Raw genomic sequence first — 17542 nt, forward strand, 5'->3', positions numbered from 1 at the left:
TTCGTCTAATTTTAAAATTATTTATTTGATAATTCTGAATCAATTATTGCTTTAAAATTTTCAAAAGGCAAAGCACCAGAAACTAATTTTCCATTAACAAAAGTGGCTGGCGTCCCTTCAACTCCTTTGCTTAGACCTTCGGCTAAATCTTTTTTAACTTTTTCTGTATATTTCCCAGAATTAACACAATCATCAAATTTTTTACCATCTAATTTTAGCTCTGCTCCCCATTTTTTAAAATTATCAATTCCTAATTGCTCTTGATTTGTAAATAATTTATCATGCATTTCCCAAAATTTTCCTTGTTCACTAGCGCATTCTGAAGCTTCAGCTGCTTTTTGCGCATTTTGATGAAATTCTAATGGATAATGTTTAAAAATAACTCTTACTTTGTCTTTATAATTTTTTAAAGTTTCATCTATTGTTGCTTTAAATCGTGAACAATATGGACATTGAAAATCAGTAAAAACAACTAAAGTTACTGGCGCATTAAAATCACCCATAATATGATTATCTTTATTTATTTCAAAAGTAGCTGTTTTGATTTCTTCGGATTTATCAGAAGGTGGTGGTGTTGTTGGCGGTTGAATATTTGGAACAAATTCTTTATTTTCTGCAACATTTTTTTCAGATTTTTGTATTCCATTAGAAAATAAAAAAACAAAACCAACTAAACTACAAATAGCTATTCCAATAGCTAAACCTAAAATAAAAGTCAATTTAGGTGAAGCGCTTTCAAAAAGAGCTTTTTCTTTAGAAACATTTTTTAAGGTAATGTTTTCATCAACCTGTTTTTTTTCTTCAGACATAAAAATAAAAATAAATTATCAATCCGCTAATTAACGAATTGTCCACATTTTAAGTGGAAAATAAAATAAATAAATATTAAAACAAATTTCGCATAATTCATTCCTATCCATGACATGACTCGGGATAAATCCGTGATTCTTAGAGCGAAATCATGGTCATCAGACAGTCTAAATAACAGAAAGAACCTAAATTATTATTCCTTTGGCACTGAATAATCTAAATCTTCGTCTCCTAAATTATCAAAATCAGTTTCTGAAGCAACACATACTGGTTGTTGATCTTCAGGTGAATATGTTATAGCAGGATCTTTATCGCAAAGTAAATAATCTTCACCTTCCGCTTGAAGTCTATAATCATAAGGTTGATTTGTCAATAGGTTTATAAGGATACTGGCTTGTGAGGGATCTAATGATAATTCATTTAGCGAAGACGGGTATCTAAGATTTTTGATATAAAATACATCTAACTGTGTTCGAATTTGTCCCATATTATTTAATTGATCTTGCCCAGTATTTATTTGTTGCGATTTTAAAATATAGGGTTTCATTATTGATTTAAAATTTAATGTAGCAAAAATAGCAATGGCAAAAATAACTAAAATCCCAAAAACACCAATTGATATAAATATAGCTTTTTTACCCTTAGTTGGCGTAAAAACAAATTCACCCTTTACGTCTTTTAAATTTTTATATACTAAAAATAAATAAACCATTATTAATGGAATTGCTAAAAATTCAAAAACTACCATAAATAAATTTAAAGCAACATCAATAATTCCTAAAATGAAAGGAACTTTTAAAAAATTTAAAATTAAACCAAAAATTCCAAATAAACAAAAAACACCAAAAATAATTAACATACATACTATACCAATAAAAAAGAAGCGCCAAAATACGCTCCACCATCTACCTTTTACATATTCCCAACTTTTTAACAAAGCATTCATTCCTTTTAAATTTTCTTCTATTAAAACAAAAGCTGCTAAACTAAACAAAACTGAAAACATTATTCCTGGAATACAAAAAAGATAACATCCTCCAAGAATAATAAATCCTGCTAAAAAAGAAATCCATAAATAAGAAAGTATTTTATTCCATCCCCTCTTATATGATTCTATAATTCCAATTTTGTCTTCTTTATCTTTTATTGCATAAAGCAAAGCAGTAAAAAGCCATGACTGACTTATGCAAATAATTAAAATAAGTAAAATTGCTAAAAAAATCAGCAAAGCTATTCCTGTTATTGTAAATTTTAAATAAATAAAATAAAACACTAACGCTCCTATACCTCCTATTAAAACACCAAAACCAACCATTGCTAATATAGATAATCCCATAATACCTAAAAACACACCTATTCTTTTTTTATAAATTTGCCATGCTTGACCCAAGACTACAGAAGCTCTAAGCAATGGCATTACAATTGGTTGAGCTAATGGCGCTACAGTTTGTTGAACTGGTTGCTGAACTGTTTGTTGATTTTCCATAAAGTTTTTAACTTAAAAATTATATTTTATTATTTGATTCTAATTCCAATTATTTTTCTAATTTAACTTCTGCAATTATATTTGCCTCTTCTAATTCTTTTATAACAAAACATTTTAATTCTTCTGAAGGGACAATAATAACAAAATCTTTGTCTATAGTTCCATTTTCTATTGCTCTTAGAACATTTTTTTTCCATTGTTCCCATTCTTCATGCCACTTAGCACCAGTAGAAAAAAATACAGTTTCTTTTTCAAATTGTTCGTATGGACTTTTTTCACGAGTTATTTTCATAATTTTATCCTTTCATAAAATGATTTTGTAAATATTAAAGCCATTAAACCCCATTAATTAAAATTAAATTTAAAATTTTATTACATCACTCCCAATTCCTCAAATCCTTTTTTAAAAATATTGATAGCTTTTTTAGCTTCGCTATAATTAAGATGATAATTTGTTTCGTGAACTAATTGATTTCTCACTTTATGCGCCCACCAAACAGCGCGTAATTTTTCATATTTATAGCAAGCAACTTTTAATCGTTCTCCTAAAGTGCTACCAGAAAAAAACATTGATTTTAAAATATGATCCAAAAGCTTATCCGCTTCCATTACCGCTAATTTATAACTCATTTCACTTGATTTATTTAATAATTCTTCAATTTCCTGCCATCTTTTTTTAATTTCTTTTTTATCTATTCCATAAAGTTTTTTCCCGCGAAAAATACTTTTTATTATTTTAACAAATTTAAAAAATATTAGCAATACTATTATAATTGCCATTAATCCTAACACAACTTGCCATGGTTCAATATTTATTTCCATAAAAAAATCTTCAATATTTAGAATACAAACTTCCAAATATTTTTTCTTTTAATTTAATACTTAAAATTTTAGAAACACTTTCATTATTCATTGTGACACCATAAATAATTTCAGCTTTTTCCATGACCGCTCGATTATGAGTGATAACAATAAATTGAGTTTTATGAGATAGATCATCTAAAATTTTAATAAACCGTTCTGAATTGGCTTCATCTAAAGCAGCATCCACTTCATCTAAAATAATAAAAGGAGGTGGATTATTAGCAATAATAGCGCAAATTAAAGCAATAGAAGTCAAGGCTTTTTCTCCACCAGAAAGCGTATTGATATTTTTTAAACGTTTTCCTGGAGGAGTAGCGCAAATTTCTACTCCTTCAATAGCTTTATTTGAGTGCAACAGCGCTTCTTCTTCTGTCTCTTCTTGATTTAATTCATTTTTTAAATCTTCTTTTTCTTTTATTAAAACTAATTTTGCTTCCCCGCCATTAAAAAGAATTTTAAAATATTTTTCAAATTTTTCATTAATTTTTTCAAAAATACTTTTAAATTGCTTCTCAATAATTTTATCCAATTCAACAATTATTTCTTCCAAAGATTTTATTGTTTTATCTAAATCTTCAGATTGTTCTAAAAGAAAATCATGGCGTTGTTTTGTTTCTTGATATTCCTTGGCTGTTTCTGGGTCAATTCCACCAATTAATGCCAATTGATGTTTAAGACGAAAAATATCATTAGATAAATCAGAAGATAATTTTTCATTTAATATTTCTAAATCTATTTTATTTTTTTGAATATTTTCCAATTCTGTTTCTCCTAATTCTTTAATAATTTCTTCTTTTAAATCTTCTTCTTTTGTTTCATATTTTGTTAATTCAATTTTTATTTCATTAATAAAATTAGAAATTTGATTAAATTCTCTTTGTTTATCTTGAAAATTTCTTTGCAAAATAAAAAGATTTTCTTTTTTTTCTTGTTCTTTTTGATTAAAATTGTTTATTTCTTCTCTAATTTTTTTAAATTCTTGATCAATTTTTTCTATTTCTTCTTCTATTTTTTTATTTTCTTTTTCAAAAATAATCAAAGCTTCTTTTTTATCCAATGGCTTGGCTTCTTTTTCTTTAATTTCAAATTTAATTTTTTCTAAAGCTTCTTTTATTTCATTTTTTTTATTTTCTATTAATTTTTTTCTTTGTTTTTCTATTTCTAAATCAATTTTAGAATTATTAATTTTATCAATTAAATTTGTTTTATTGTTTAAAAATTCATTAAATTTCTTTTGATAATCTAATAATTTTTTTTGAAATTCATTTTTTTCTTTGCTATTTTTTGGATTTAATTTTTTAGCAAAATCAGCCAATTTTTGATTTATTATTTGAGCTTGTTTTTTTATTTCTTTAATTTCTTCCGCGGTTTCAATTTTATTTATTTGATCAACAAAATCTTGTTGCAATTGATAAATTTTTTCCAATTCATTTGAAATTTCAGAAATACTTAAACTGATTTCTACTTCTAATTTGCTTTTGTTTTCAAAAATCTTTTTTTCAATTTCATTAATTTCAAAGATAATGTTTTTTTCTTCATTTAATTTTTGTTCTAAAAAATCTTTTTTATTCTGAATATTTTTTTCTAATTTTAATAAATCCTCTTCAATAGACACTAATTGTTTATTTAGATTTAATTGTTGATTTTTTAACCAAATTAAATCTTGTTGATTATTTTTTTTATATTCTAAATTAATTTTACCATTCAATATTACTTGCTCTTTTAATAAAAGATTTCTTTTTTCTAAAATGAAATTATATTCATCTTGCAGTTTTTGAAAAATTTCTTCTCTTGAACTTTCTTTTTCTAACAGCTCTAATTTTTTTTGAATATTTTCTAATTCATTTTTTATTGCCTGATATTTTTCATTTTCTGTTTTCCATTTTTTATTTTCTATTTTCCATTTTTTATCAAATTCTTGCCAATGATAAAAATAATGTTGAACTTGCAATGCTTTTAATTTTTTTTCTAAGGTTTCTTTGAACTCTAATTTTTTTATTTGTCTGGTTAAAGATTCAAGTCTGGGTTTAATTTCTTGCAAAAGAAGAGTTCCTTGTTTTAAATTTTCTTTTGAATTTTTAAATTTACGCAAAGATTGCTCGCGTTTAATTTGATATTGTTTTATTCCAGTTGCTTCTTCAAAAAATTCTTTTCTTTCTTGAAAAGAAGACGTTAAAACAGAATCAATCATTCCTTGACCAATAACGCTATAACTTTTTTGACCAAAATGCGCTTTAGCTAAAAGTATAATTACATCTTGATGTTTAACTTTATTTTTATTGATTAAATATTCGCTTTCACCATCTCGATAAATACGACGCGTAATTACTACTTCCGAATAATCAATTGGAATAGAATGATCCTTGTTGTTTAAATATAAATCAACCTGACAAAAACCTAATTGGGATTTTTTATGAGATCCGGCAAAAATAATATCCTCTGTTTTTTTAACGCGTAATAATTTAGCGCTTTGTTCACCCAAAACCCATCGAACAGCATCGGCAATATTGGATTTCCCAGAACCATTAGGTCCAACAATCGCAGCAATACCTTTTTTATTTATTGTTTTAGATAAAGAATTAAATTCTAAAATTGTTTTATCAACAAAAGATTTAAATCCTTTTAATTCTAATTTTTGCAAAAACATAAGACAGAAATTATAAATTATGAATGTTAAAATAAACAAAATTTATTGTTTTTATTTTAACATAAATTTAATTTTTTGTCTTTTTTAACCCTTAATTTAATATTAAAAAAATATTGATAAACAATGTAAAATTAAAATACTTTGACACTCTCCCAAAAGATTTGGGTAGGTTGGGATGTTCTACAAAAAATAAAAAATAGAATTTAAAATGGAATGAAATTTCTTAGTCCATAGAACAGTCTATGGACTATTAGCTAAAATTAGCTAAAAAAAAATTTCGGAATTGTATTGCATAACAATTTGCATTCCGTAGGGGCGTATTGCAATACGCCCCTACGGAATTTCCCATTAAATTAAATTATTTGTTTTTTATTTCTGGGCGTACGCAAGGGTACGCCCCTACGGATGCGTCAATAATAATTTTTACTATACCAGACACAATTTTATGTAGGGTCTCAAAAAAAAGAGCGGGCATAAAACCCGCCCCTACAAAATGGTAAAAAAAATTCAATGAAAAATCCCGTAGGCCGATTCCATGTAATCACCCACAGGGCGAAAACACAGTTTCACCCCTACAAAATACAAAAACAAAATGTAAAATTAAAATACTTTGACACTCTCCCAAAAGATTTGGGTAGATTGGAGCCTCTGCTCCAACCAAAAGAAAAAGAACAAAAGATGAGAGCAGAGGCTCTCGTCTACCCCAGGTTAGGATGTTCTACAAAAAATAAAAAATCCAAGCATTGAGATTAGAAATAAAAAAATCACCTAAAAGGCGATGGTTTAAAAATTTAAAATGAAATAAAAAATAGAATTTAGATTTAGAATGGAATAGTAAAAAATAAGTAAGAAATTAGCTATTGGTCTCTAAGTTAAAAACTTTTAAAAATGACTGAGGGAGAAAGAGGAGAAAAGAAGAAACCATAAGCAATTAATAAAATTATTTATTACTTATTTTTTAAAATTTGTCAAATTTTTTTCCACATGTCAAAGTAATTTAGAAATGTCATACCCATGTTTTGGGGTACGACCTACAAACACATTTATTGGGCGATTACATAGAATCGCCCCTACAAATTTTGTTAATTGTTAATTATTTCTTTATTTTCGTGTTCTTGTATTTTTTTGTTTTTGTGTTTTTTGTTTTTATTTTAATTTTAAATACGCATCAATGAATTCGTCTATTTCGCCATTTAATATTTTTTCAATTTCGTTTGTTTCACAATTAGTTCGATGATCCTTGACCATTTGATAGGGATGTAAAACATAGGAACGAATTTGACTCCCCCATTCAACCGGCTTAAATTCACCTTTCAATTCTTTTTTTTCTTTTTGTTTTTCAATTAAATATCGTTGATATAATTTTGTTTGTAAATATTTCATTGCCATTTCTTTGTTTTGTAATTGTGAGCGTTCATTTTGACAACTAACAGCAATTTTAGTTGGCAGATGAGTAATGCGCACAGCAGTTTCATTTTTTTGAACATTTTGTCCGCCATGACCCGAAGCCAAAAAAGTATCAATTCTTAAATTTTCTGGATCAATTTTTATTTCTTCCAATACTTCTAATTCAGGTAAAATTTCAACTAAAGCAAATGAGGTATGTCGCATTTTTTCTGCATCAAATGGAGAAATGCGAACCAAACGATGAACCCCAGCTTCTGATTTTAAAAACCCGTAAGCGTAATTTCCTTGAATTTCTAAAGCAATCTTTTTTATTCCGGCTTCCATACCTTTGGATTCCTCAATAATTTTTACTTGCCATTTTCTTTTTTCGCAAAATTTTAAATACATTCGCAAAAGCATTTCTGCCCAATCTTGCGCATCAACTCCTCCAGCGCCAGCATGAATATTTAAAATAGCGTTGTAAGAATCATATTTTTTATCAAACAAAATAAAAAATTCAAAATATTCGAATTTTTTATTTAAAGAAAATAATTTCGTTTCTATTTCATTTCTCAGAGAAACATCTTTTGCTTCTTTGTCTAAACAAGCAATTTCTAATAAATCATTTATTTCTTCAGTTAATTTTTCAAAATTAAATAATTCTTCTTTTAAATCACTTAGTTGTTTGCTTTTATTTTTTGCATTTTCTAAATCTTGCCAAAAATTTTGCTGACTTATTTCATTTTCTAAATTTTTAATTTTTATTTTTTTTTCAGTAAAGTCAAAGAAACCTCCCTGTTTTGAAAAGTTTCTTTTTTAATTCTTTAATTTTATTAATTAAATCCTGCATAAAATAAGCAAAAAAATTTAAAAAAAATTTTTCAAATTACAAATCCAAAATTACAAATTACACTTCAATTAATACTGGTAAAATCATTGGCCTTTTTTGAGTTTTTGTATAAACAAATTGCCCTAAATCATTTCTAATTTTATCTCTTAAATATGTATCAAAAGCTCTGGATCTAGGATCATTATCTTTAAGAATTTTTTTTGCCTTACTACGAATTTGTTCAATTAATTCTTTATTCTCTTTCATATAAACAAATCCTCGAGAAATTATGTCGGGATTACCAATCAATTTTCCTGTTTTACTCTCAATCGTAGAAATTATAACCAACATTCCATCTTCCGCCATCATTTTTCTATCACGCAAAACAATATTATTACCATCAGAAATACCTAAACCATCTACAAATACATAATTGGCTGGGACTCTTTTATTGGTTAATAAAACGCTTTTATGGTCAACTTCAACGATCTGCCCATTATCTGGAACAAAAATTTTATCTTCTTTGATGCCTACTTTTTTAGCTAATTTAGCCGCTTCTTTAAGCATATAATGATTGGCATAAACAGGAATAAAATAAGTTGGTTTAATTGTTTGAAGCATATAAATAATATCATCGCGATTACCATGACCAGAAACATGAATATCCATAATATCGCCATGAATAACATTATCACATTGACGATAAAGATTATCTTTAAGTCTTTGAATAGTTCGCTCATTGCCTGGAATAATGGAAGAAGAAAAAACAATTGTATCTGATTTTTTTAATTTGATATGACGATGTTGATTTTCAATAATGCGAGATAAAACAGCATTTCCTTCACCTTGCGCGCCAGTGCAAAGAACAATAATTTTATTATCTGGATAATTTTTAGCTTGTTCAATTTTTATTAAAGTATTTTTATATTCTTTAATATAACCCAGTTTTTTAGCAATTTCCACATTTATTTTCATGCCATAGCCATCTAAAACAACTTTTTTACCAATTTTATCCGCTGTTTCAATAATCCAACCAATTCTTTTAATTTGAGAAGAAAAAGTACCAATAATAAGACGGCCTGGCGCTTCTGTAATAAGTTTGGTTAAATTTTTTTCCATCTCATAAGTGGTAGCGCTTTCTCTAACATCAACAGCGCCCAAACTTTCCAACATTAAAATAGTTGGTTTTGGAAGTCGTGAAAGAAAAGAATAATCAATCGTTGATTTATTTTCTATATTTTTTTCTAAGGTCCAATCACCGGGATGAATAATAGTTGTCAAAGGTGTTTTTATAATAACACCAACTGCGTCAATAACAGAATGTTCAATTGGAAAAAAACTTACTTCAAACAAACCTAATTTTAATTGATCATAAATATTTTTAATAATAATAACTTTTAAATTTTTAGCCGAATTTTTTTCGTAATCCTCTTGACGATGTTTAACCATAGCAATTGTTAAATCGCGACCAATAATAGGTGGATTACCTAATTTTTTTAAAAGAATTGGCGCGGCACCAATATGATCTAAATGACCATGAGAAAAAATAACGCCTCGAATATTTTTTTCTTTTCCTCGAAGATATTCAATATTAGGAATAATATAATCAATGCCCGGCATATTTTCTTCAGGAAATTGCATTCCCATATCCAAAATTATAATATCTTGGCCATATTCAAAAACAGTCATATTTCTCCCAACTTCTTCCAACCCTCCCAATGCTATAATTTTTAATTTTTCGTCTTTTTGTTGAGCAGGATCAATTTCTTTTTTAAAATAAGCTTGATGAGAAGTATTTGTTTGTTGAATAGGAATTGAATTTTTTGTTTGTAAATCAAACATAAAAAAGTAAGTAACTCGTAGCAAGTAATCAGTAACGAGTAATAAAAATTAAAAAAATAGAAATAATTTTGAAAATCCTTCTTCCATAAAGTCCCCCTGATAAGGGGGATGGGATTGGGATAAGGGGGATTAAGGAGGTTTCTTAATTTCTGAAATCCCCCAACCCCCTTTATCAAGGGGGCTTAAAACAGAAGGGTTTCTTAAAATGGGCGAGAAGAGATTTGAACTCTCACTCCTTTAACGGAACAACGCTCTGAACGTTGCATGTCTACCAATTCCATCACTCGCCCATTATTTAAATTTTCTTTTTGTTTTTAAATACCAATTTTCAATACCAATAAAGCGATCTGATGGATTAATAATCCTTGAGACATTAATTCCTTTTATTTTTTTATCAACAATATAAGTATAAGTAGGATTATAAAGAAAAATAGCTGGTAAATCTTCTATTAAAATATCTTGAAATTTAAAATATTTTGCCTCACGTTGTTTTAAATCGCTGATTTTTCGCGCTTCTTCTAAAAGCTGATCAGCTTGTTTATTAGAATAAAGACTTAAATTAAGTCCAGGATGATTAATTTGAGAAGAATGCCAAAAAGGATATGGATCAGGATCAAATCCTACATTTTTACCATAAAACAAGGCCTCATAATTTCTTGATTTTATTGCTTCTTCTTGAATATTTTTAAAATCAATAATCTTTAAATTAATTTTTATCCCAATATCTTGCCAAAATTTTTGAACCATTTGCGCAACTTTTACATTTTCCGGCTGATCAACAGTACTTAAAATAATTTTCAATTCTTTATTTTTTCTATAAAGAAAAGATTTTTTAATATTTTCAGTAATTTTTTTTACTTCAATTTTTGTGTCTATTTTTTTTATTATTTTTAATTCTTGATTTTCTTCTTTTAATTTCCATCCGGCTTTATCTAAAAGTTGTTTTGCTTTTTCAGGATCATAATTATATTTTTTAATTTTAGAATTATAACCAATTTGATTTTTCAAAATTGGAGCATTAATAATTTCACCGCCTTGATCTAATACTTCGTCTATAATTTTTTGTCTATCCAAAGACAAAACCAATGCTTCACGTATAGATTTTTCTTTTAATAATGGGTTTTTTTGTTGATTCAAAAAAATACCCATATATTGAGGCAAATAAAGAAAATGAAAAATAAAATCTTTTTGAGAAATCGTTTCGTCTAATTTTTTAGATAAAAAATCTTTGGGTAAATAATTCAAACCATTAATTTTTTTTGTTTTTAAATCTAAAAAAGCTTCTTTAAAATCTGAATAAAATTTAAAAACAATTCTATTTAAATAACTTTTTTTATTATAATAAAAAGGATTCTTTTTTAAAATATATGACTGAATTAACCCTCTTTGATCTTTAGTTAAAGAATGAAATTGAAACGGTCCAGTGCCAATAGGTTTTAAATTATAAATAGCTAAATTAGCTTGATTAGGAGAAATATTATTCCAAAGATGCAAAGGAATAATTCCTATAACCAAACTAGATAAAAAAGGAGTTAAGGGCTTTTCTAATATAAATTGAACAGTATAATCGTCTATTTTTTTAACTTCTACCCCTTTAAAATTATTTAAAAGAGGACTTTTAAAAGCAGGGTTTTGAATACTTTTAATAGTAAAAACTACATCTTCTGCACTAAATTTTTCTTTATCGTGCCATAATATATTTTTTCGAAGAAAAAAAGTATATTTTTTTTGATCTTTACTAATTTCATATTTTTCGGCCAGATCCGAAACAATTTCTTGTTTCTCATTATATTTTAAAAGACCAGAAAAAACCAATTGGGAAATATCCAAATCAACTTCATTTATTGGAGCTAAAATAGGATTAATATATTGGGGACTCCCTACTAATCCTTCAATATATTGATCCCCTATTTTAGGAACTTCAATTGTTTGAGAAAAATATAATCTAATGAATAAAAATAGAAAACAAAAAATAATTAAAAAAAATAATCCTTTAATAATTAATTTTTCTTTTTTATTTAAAAAACGAAACAAATATTTAGATTGCTTTAAATTAGGAAATTGATGAGATTGAAATTGTTTTATTAATTTCCAAACTTGAAATTTTTGTTTGGAAAATTGGAAAGAAGATTTTTCTTTAAAATTTTTATTAAAAAAAGAAGACACAATAAATATAAATTAAAAATTTAAAGCGAAAAAAATAAATAAAAATATATATTATTTTTCGTTTAAAAAATCATATTCCAAAACAAAGATAATTTATTTAGTACTATTTGGAATCGAAGTTGGAGTTGGAGTTGGAGTTGGAGATGTTGGAATATTTGCCTCAGGTTTTACTGGAACATCTAAATCAACAATCTGTGGGAATAAAAGTACTCCGTCTTTGCTAATATAAGAATCAAACTCATTGTTTTGTATTTTAAGCTTTATTTTATAAAGATCATGCTCTTTAGAAATATTTGTTATAGAAGCAACTGCTTTTCCCGCTAAAATATTCTTATTAATATAATTAATCGCTTTTTCTTTTATTCTTTGAGAAGAGGCAATTTCTTGTTTATTATTTTTTTCTTTTAATAAAAAGACCGTTGCGCCTGCTAAAAGCAATACAAAAACAATAATTGCAATCACTATTAATACTATTTTTTTATTTAATTTGTCCATATATTTTTTTAATTAAAAATATCAGTCAAAGACTGACCACCCTATGGGTGAAAATAAAAATTTATTGGGCTAAAAGAATATTTATTATTCCCAGTCCCAAAAATAAAATAGAAAGAACAATAGTAAAAATAAATAAATATTTTTCTATTCCCCGTTTAACTTGATAAATATTTTCTCCACCACCAAAAACCGCTCCCAATCCACTACCTTTACTTTGAAGTAAGATGCTAATTATTAAAAAAATAGAAACAATAACTTGAATAATGGTTAAAATTTTCATAACAGATCTCTAAATTAAATTAATTTAATTTTTAAATATACTTCCATTTTTCTTTGTCCATTCAGGACAAGTAACCATCCGAATCTGTTGCCTTACATCATTCATTTCTTTTTCTAATCTATCCATCTGAACTTTTATAAAGGTAAATTCTTCATCTAATTTTAAAACATTATTAATAAATCCATCTAATAAATTGTACATTTTCTCAATCCTATCCTCTAATCTAATTATTTCTTTTTTTATTTCTCTTATTTCATATTTTATTGAAAAATTCAAATCATTTTGTAATGAAGAAATTTTTTCATCCAAGTCTTCTTTAGTGGCAAATCCCTTTAAACTCTCTTGAAGTATTTTTTTAAACTCTTGTGTCGTCATATTAACTAATTCTGTTTTTGTGTTTGTTAAATTTTTTTTCATATAAATTTATTATATATGAATAAAAAAACTTGTCAAATAAATTAGACGGGATAACTCCCGCCTAGTTTATTTTTATTTCATCTATAAATTTCTAAATTACTGAGAACATTCTCCTGGATTTTTTATCCATTCACCATTTTCAATCCATGTGCAATAAACATCGCCTGTCGCTTGATCGATCATTTCAAATTCTTTAGTAATAATTTTATCTGCTTTTATTGTTTTAAATTTCAAATTACCATTTTCGTCAATTTCAAATTTAGATAATTTTTTCTCTTGTTCTTTAATACCTTCGACCAAAAGAGCGGTTAATTTTTCATAATGAATACTAAAATATTCTTCTTGTTGTTCATTTTTAAAACTAAAAGTAGCTTCAGGTAAAACTTCTTTTACATCTTGGGCAATTAAACCCAACCGTTTTTTTGCATCGTCAGGCTCATCAATAGAATTATAAAGATAACCTTGAAGTTTAGTAATTTTTGAAAGACTATCTTGTAAAGGTATAAGATTTTTCTTAAGTCTTTTATCAGAAGCAATAAGACCAAGATTGCCAGTAACATCATCCTTGTAAACTGCGACATCTCCATCAGCTGTCCAAGTATTCATCCCAATTCTCCCTCTCACATCTATACCTCCTTGATAAATATTGTTTGTAGCAATAATATTTAAATCTGCTTTTCCAGAAGTCATTACTCTATTATCAGTACCACTATAAGAAACAGCAACAAATAAACCATTGCCATAGGTAACTGAACTCCAAAAATTATTAGCAGGGGTTGCTCTTAACGTCCAATTAGTCCCATTTGGAGAAGTCATTACTTGATTGCTTGAGCTAGACTGCGTAACAGCGACAAATAAACCATTGCCATAAGTAACCGAATTCCAGTTATAAATACCAGCAGGAGTAGTCGCATTTGTCCAATTAATTCCATTTTGAGAATACATTACTTGATTGCCTGTACTAGACTGCGCAACAGCGACAAATAAACCATTGCCATAAGTAACCGAATACCAATTATAATCACCAGCAGGAGTAACCCCAATTGTCCAATTAATTCCATTTGAAGAATACATTACTCGATCTAAAGTGCCACTAAAAGAAACAGCAACAAATTTACCATTGCCATAAGTAACTGAACGCCAACTTCTTTCAGGGATACTAGATCCAATTGTCCAATTAATTCCATCTGGGGATGTCATTACTCTATTACTTGAACCATCCTCAGAAACAGCGACGAATAAACCATTACCATAAGTGACAGAATTCCAAATATTATTAACAGGAGTAGTCCTGCTTGTCCAATTAATTCCATTTGAAGATGTCATTATTTGATTAAAATTACCATCCCAAGAAACAGCGACAAATAAACCATTGCCATAGGTAACTGAAACCCAACTATTTGCCACAGGAGTAGCTATGTTTGTCCAATTAATTCCATCTGGAGAAGTCATTACTCGATTAGTAAGATCTTCAGAAACAGCGACGAATAAACCATTACCATAGGCAACTGAATTCCAACCATTATTCATACCAGCAGTAGATCTACTGGTCCATTTTATTCCTTTTGAAATAATATCTCCTGTAATTTCTACATTTCCGCCATCAGCAATTGTAAACACTGAAGTTGTTCCATCTTTAAAGTCCACAATGTTACTTGTTCCGTCTTGTTGAACTGTCAACTTCGCCCCCGGCGCTGTTGCTCCTATCCCAACATTTCCACCACCTGTTATTCTCATTCTTTCTTGTGGTAATATTCCATATCCTGTTTTAAATCTTAAATCTCCTATATCCATCCCCATCCCTTCTCCTGTCCCTTCAATTGATGATCCATAATTCAAATAACCCCCATTACTACTTGAAAATCTTATTTCACCATATGAATATGCATTACTACCAGAAAGTCTTATTTTTCCACCTGCTGTTGAATAAACATCTAAATTACTATTTGGCGTCGTCGTTCCTATTCCAACATTTCCACCACTTGATTGTAATGCTAAATTTCCTGTTGCTTGTATAATTCCATATGAATTATTAATTTGTCCTAATTCTAATTTATTATTCCAACCGCCTGTTTCTGCCCCCCATAATCTAAAATAACTATTAAAAGCCCTTGTGTTTAAATTATTTGAACCAACTTCTAAATAAGAATCTGTTGTATTATCATTAGCAATTATTAATTCGTTAGTTCCACTTTTTGCTAATGTAAATATCTGATTACTACCAGAATTTATTTTTAAAGTTTGTGTTTGAATATTTCCTACAACATCTAACTTTTGAGAAGGAGTTGTTGTGCCTATTCCAACATTTCCATCATCTTGAATTACCATTTTTATTTGACTTAACTGATTAGGAGCAAGGGAAGTGCTTACACCAAAGGCTAATGTTTCTTTTCCCGCTATTGAATTAAAATAATCAAACATAGCGCTGGCTCTTGTATTTGTTGGACTAGCCCAATATCTAGATAAAATTATTTCTCCTTGTGGAATATCATTGCCTGTATTATTTCTTGCTATATGAAGTAATCCACTTGGATTTGTTGTGCCTATTCCTACATTTCCTGCTTGAAATATATGTTGTGTCATTGATGAATTGCCATACATTGCTTGATTGCTTGCTGTTGTGTATGTGCTAGCACCGATTGCTATTGAATTATCAGCAGTTGCTAATTGTTGTCCTGTATAACCTGCTCCATAACCTAGAAAAGTATTACTAGAACCTGTTGTTATATTATAACCAGAAGTCCGTCCTATTGCTGTATTATATCTCCCTTGTGTAGCAATACTCCACCAACCTGTTTCTGTTCCTGCAAAAACTTTTTCAATATCAAAAGTATCAGCAGTAGCATTAGCAACTGTATAAAAGCCATTATAATTTGTTGTTCCTGTTATTTGGATAGTTGTTCCATTAGTTTGTGTGTGATCCTCAGAAGTAACTGTTGTTATACCATCTGTTGCATTAGCAAATGCTGTGATTGCTTTACTAATAGGTTTATTATTAAAGAGAGAATTATCTCCAATAGCAGTATTATAACTTCCTGTTGTATTAGAATAAAAAGCATTTTTTCCTATAGCAGTATTATTATAACCAGTGGCATTATACTTTAAAGAATAGTGTCCTACACCAGTATTAGCATAACCAGTAGTATTATCCCCTAATACACCATATCCAATAGCAGTATTTTCAAAACCAGAAGTAAGACTACTTAAAGAAAGTTTCCCAACTCCTGTGCTACTATATGATGTTGTTGTTAGATTTCCAGAGTTAATACCTAGGAAAACATTACCAGCACCTTTTGTATGTAATAATGTATCAGCTCCTTGTTTAATTATGCCTGTTGTTGCTGTTGTAGCAGGCAATCTAAAATTACCTGTTATTTCAAGTTGTTCGTTAGGGGTTGTTGTTCCTATTCCAACTTTTCCACTAGTCCTTATTGTCATTGCTTGAAAAGAAGCATATGGTCCCATATACAAAGAATAATCACCGGGAGCAACCCTAGTATTAGTAATTTTTCCGGTAATAGTATCAGCATTGATTACTCTAAACCCTAGTGTAGCAGCAGAATTTAGATTACTGCTTATATTTGTTATTTGTATAGGTATCGATTCACCTCCATAAATTGTAGATACAACTTCTAATTTTTGAGAAGGACTTGTTGTACCTATTCCTACATTGCCACCATTAAATAATGCAGCGTAAGTTGTATCATTGGCGTTGGCTGTGGTAACGTCAATATCTAACCCTTTAACTGTATTAGCTAAAGTTCCAGTGTCAGTAGCTGTAATTTTAAATAAACTCAAAGAATCAGCTGTAGTTATTGGAGAATTGGTTGCTGAAATCTGCATTCCAACTGGAGATCCGCCAGTTCCAGAATAAGTGTAAGTTAAAGAATGAGGGCTAGTTGCTGAGGTATTATTAAAAGTTTGAGAAAATACTCCACTGCCCGAGGTCATTGTTAAATTCTTGTTTGTGGCAATAGTTAAATTATCATTCAAAGTAGTTGCGCCAGTAACAGTTAATGCTCCACCAAAAGTTGCCGCGCCAGTAGTACTAATATTTAAACCAGTATTAGTGCCAGTAGTTAATTGTAAAGCTGTGGTTGCATCAGTAACTAATTGAGCTGTTGTGCCAGAAAAGCCTAAAGTAGCTTTAAGAGTATTTGTCGCATCATTGTGAACCACTACGCTACCCGGACCAACATGAAGTGTTTTCCATCTCGCAGTTGTAGTGCCTAAATCATAAGCATTATCAACTGACGGATTAAGATTAGAAGTATAAGAAGCGCCAGAAGTAACTGCTAAATTAGGAATTGTAACAGTTCC

At 28.3% G+C, this 17542-nt stretch carries 13 protein-coding genes and 1 tRNA gene; 1 reads left to right on the forward strand and 13 read right to left on the reverse strand.

Features of this window, described 5'->3' with window-relative positions; genetic code table 11:
* Positions 1-17 precede the first annotated feature (17 nt).
* The 5 genes from CVV26_01155 to CVV26_01175 all read right to left on the reverse strand — a co-directional run bounded on the left by CVV26_01155 (position 18) and on the right by CVV26_01175 (position 5807).
* Positions 18-809 carry a hypothetical protein gene (locus CVV26_01155; protein ID PKL72601.1) on the reverse strand — a complete coding sequence of 264 codons (792 nt, stop codon included), beginning with the start codon at positions 807-809 and terminating at the stop codon, positions 18-20.
* 194 nt (positions 810-1003) lie between these two features.
* Complete coding sequence (locus CVV26_01160) at positions 1004-2296, reverse strand: hypothetical protein (GenBank protein PKL72602.1); 1293 nt, start codon at positions 2294-2296, stop codon at positions 1004-1006.
* A gap of 49 nt (positions 2297-2345) precedes the next feature.
* Entirely contained in the window at positions 2346-2588 is a 243-nt protein-coding gene (locus CVV26_01165; protein ID PKL72603.1) for a hypothetical protein, read from the reverse strand.
* A gap of 80 nt (positions 2589-2668) precedes the next feature.
* Positions 2669-3154, reverse strand: a complete 486-nt coding sequence (locus CVV26_01170) for a hypothetical protein (GenBank protein ID PKL72604.1) — start codon at positions 3152-3154, stop codon at positions 2669-2671.
* A complete protein-coding gene (locus tag CVV26_01175) occupies positions 3129-5807 on the reverse strand; it encodes a hypothetical protein (protein PKL72605.1) in 2679 nt (892 codons plus the stop codon). Before CVV26_01175 ends, CVV26_01170 begins: the two co-directional genes overlap by 26 nt.
* A gap of 510 nt (positions 5808-6317) precedes the next feature.
* Here CVV26_01175 and CVV26_01180 point away from each other — a divergent pair.
* Positions 6318-6554, forward strand: a complete 237-nt coding sequence (locus tag CVV26_01180; protein PKL72606.1) for a hypothetical protein — start codon at positions 6318-6320, stop codon at positions 6552-6554.
* Positions 6555-6953: 399 nt separating this feature from the next.
* On the opposite strand, the gene CVV26_01185 is transcribed toward CVV26_01180, so the two are convergent.
* The 8 genes from CVV26_01185 to CVV26_01220 form a co-directional block, all read right to left on the reverse strand.
* Positions 6954-8043, reverse strand: a protein-coding gene (locus CVV26_01185; GenBank protein PKL72607.1) for a peptide chain release factor 2 whose coding sequence is annotated in 2 segments (ribosomal slippage) — positions 6954-7976 and positions 7978-8043 — 1089 coding nt in all. Because the reading frame shifts where the segments join, the coding sequence is not laid out codon by codon here.
* Between the two features lie 57 nt (positions 8044-8100).
* A complete protein-coding gene (locus tag CVV26_01190; GenBank protein PKL72608.1) occupies positions 8101-9864 on the reverse strand; it encodes a hypothetical protein in 1764 nt (587 codons plus the stop codon).
* A gap of 206 nt (positions 9865-10070) precedes the next feature.
* A tRNA-Leu gene (locus tag CVV26_01195) sits at positions 10071-10154 on the reverse strand.
* A gap of 1 nt (position 10155) precedes the next feature.
* On the reverse strand, positions 10156-12039 hold the full coding sequence (locus CVV26_01200; protein PKL72609.1) for a hypothetical protein: 1884 nt from the start codon (positions 12037-12039) through the stop codon (positions 10156-10158).
* Positions 12040-12123: 84 nt separating this feature from the next.
* Positions 12124-12525 (reverse strand): hypothetical protein, encoded by a 402-nt coding sequence (locus CVV26_01205; GenBank protein PKL72610.1) that lies wholly within the window; start codon positions 12523-12525, stop codon positions 12124-12126.
* Between the two features lie 61 nt (positions 12526-12586).
* Positions 12587-12805 carry a preprotein translocase subunit SecG gene (secG, locus tag CVV26_01210; GenBank protein PKL72611.1) on the reverse strand — a complete coding sequence of 73 codons (219 nt, stop codon included), beginning with the start codon at positions 12803-12805 and terminating at the stop codon, positions 12587-12589.
* 24 nt (positions 12806-12829) lie between these two features.
* The gene (locus CVV26_01215; protein PKL72612.1) at positions 12830-13222 is read right to left on the reverse strand and encodes a hypothetical protein; all 393 of its coding nucleotides are present in this window, start codon (positions 13220-13222) and stop codon (positions 12830-12832) included.
* A 96-nt stretch (positions 13223-13318) separates the two neighbouring features.
* The coding region (locus tag CVV26_01220; GenBank protein ID PKL72613.1) for a hypothetical protein at positions 13319-17542 on the reverse strand (4224 nt) is incomplete at its 5' end.

It is taken from the genome of Candidatus Kuenenbacteria bacterium HGW-Kuenenbacteria-1, assembly GCA_002839745.1.
Classification (GTDB): domain Bacteria; phylum Patescibacteriota; class Patescibacteriia; order UBA2591; family PGYQ01; genus PGYQ01.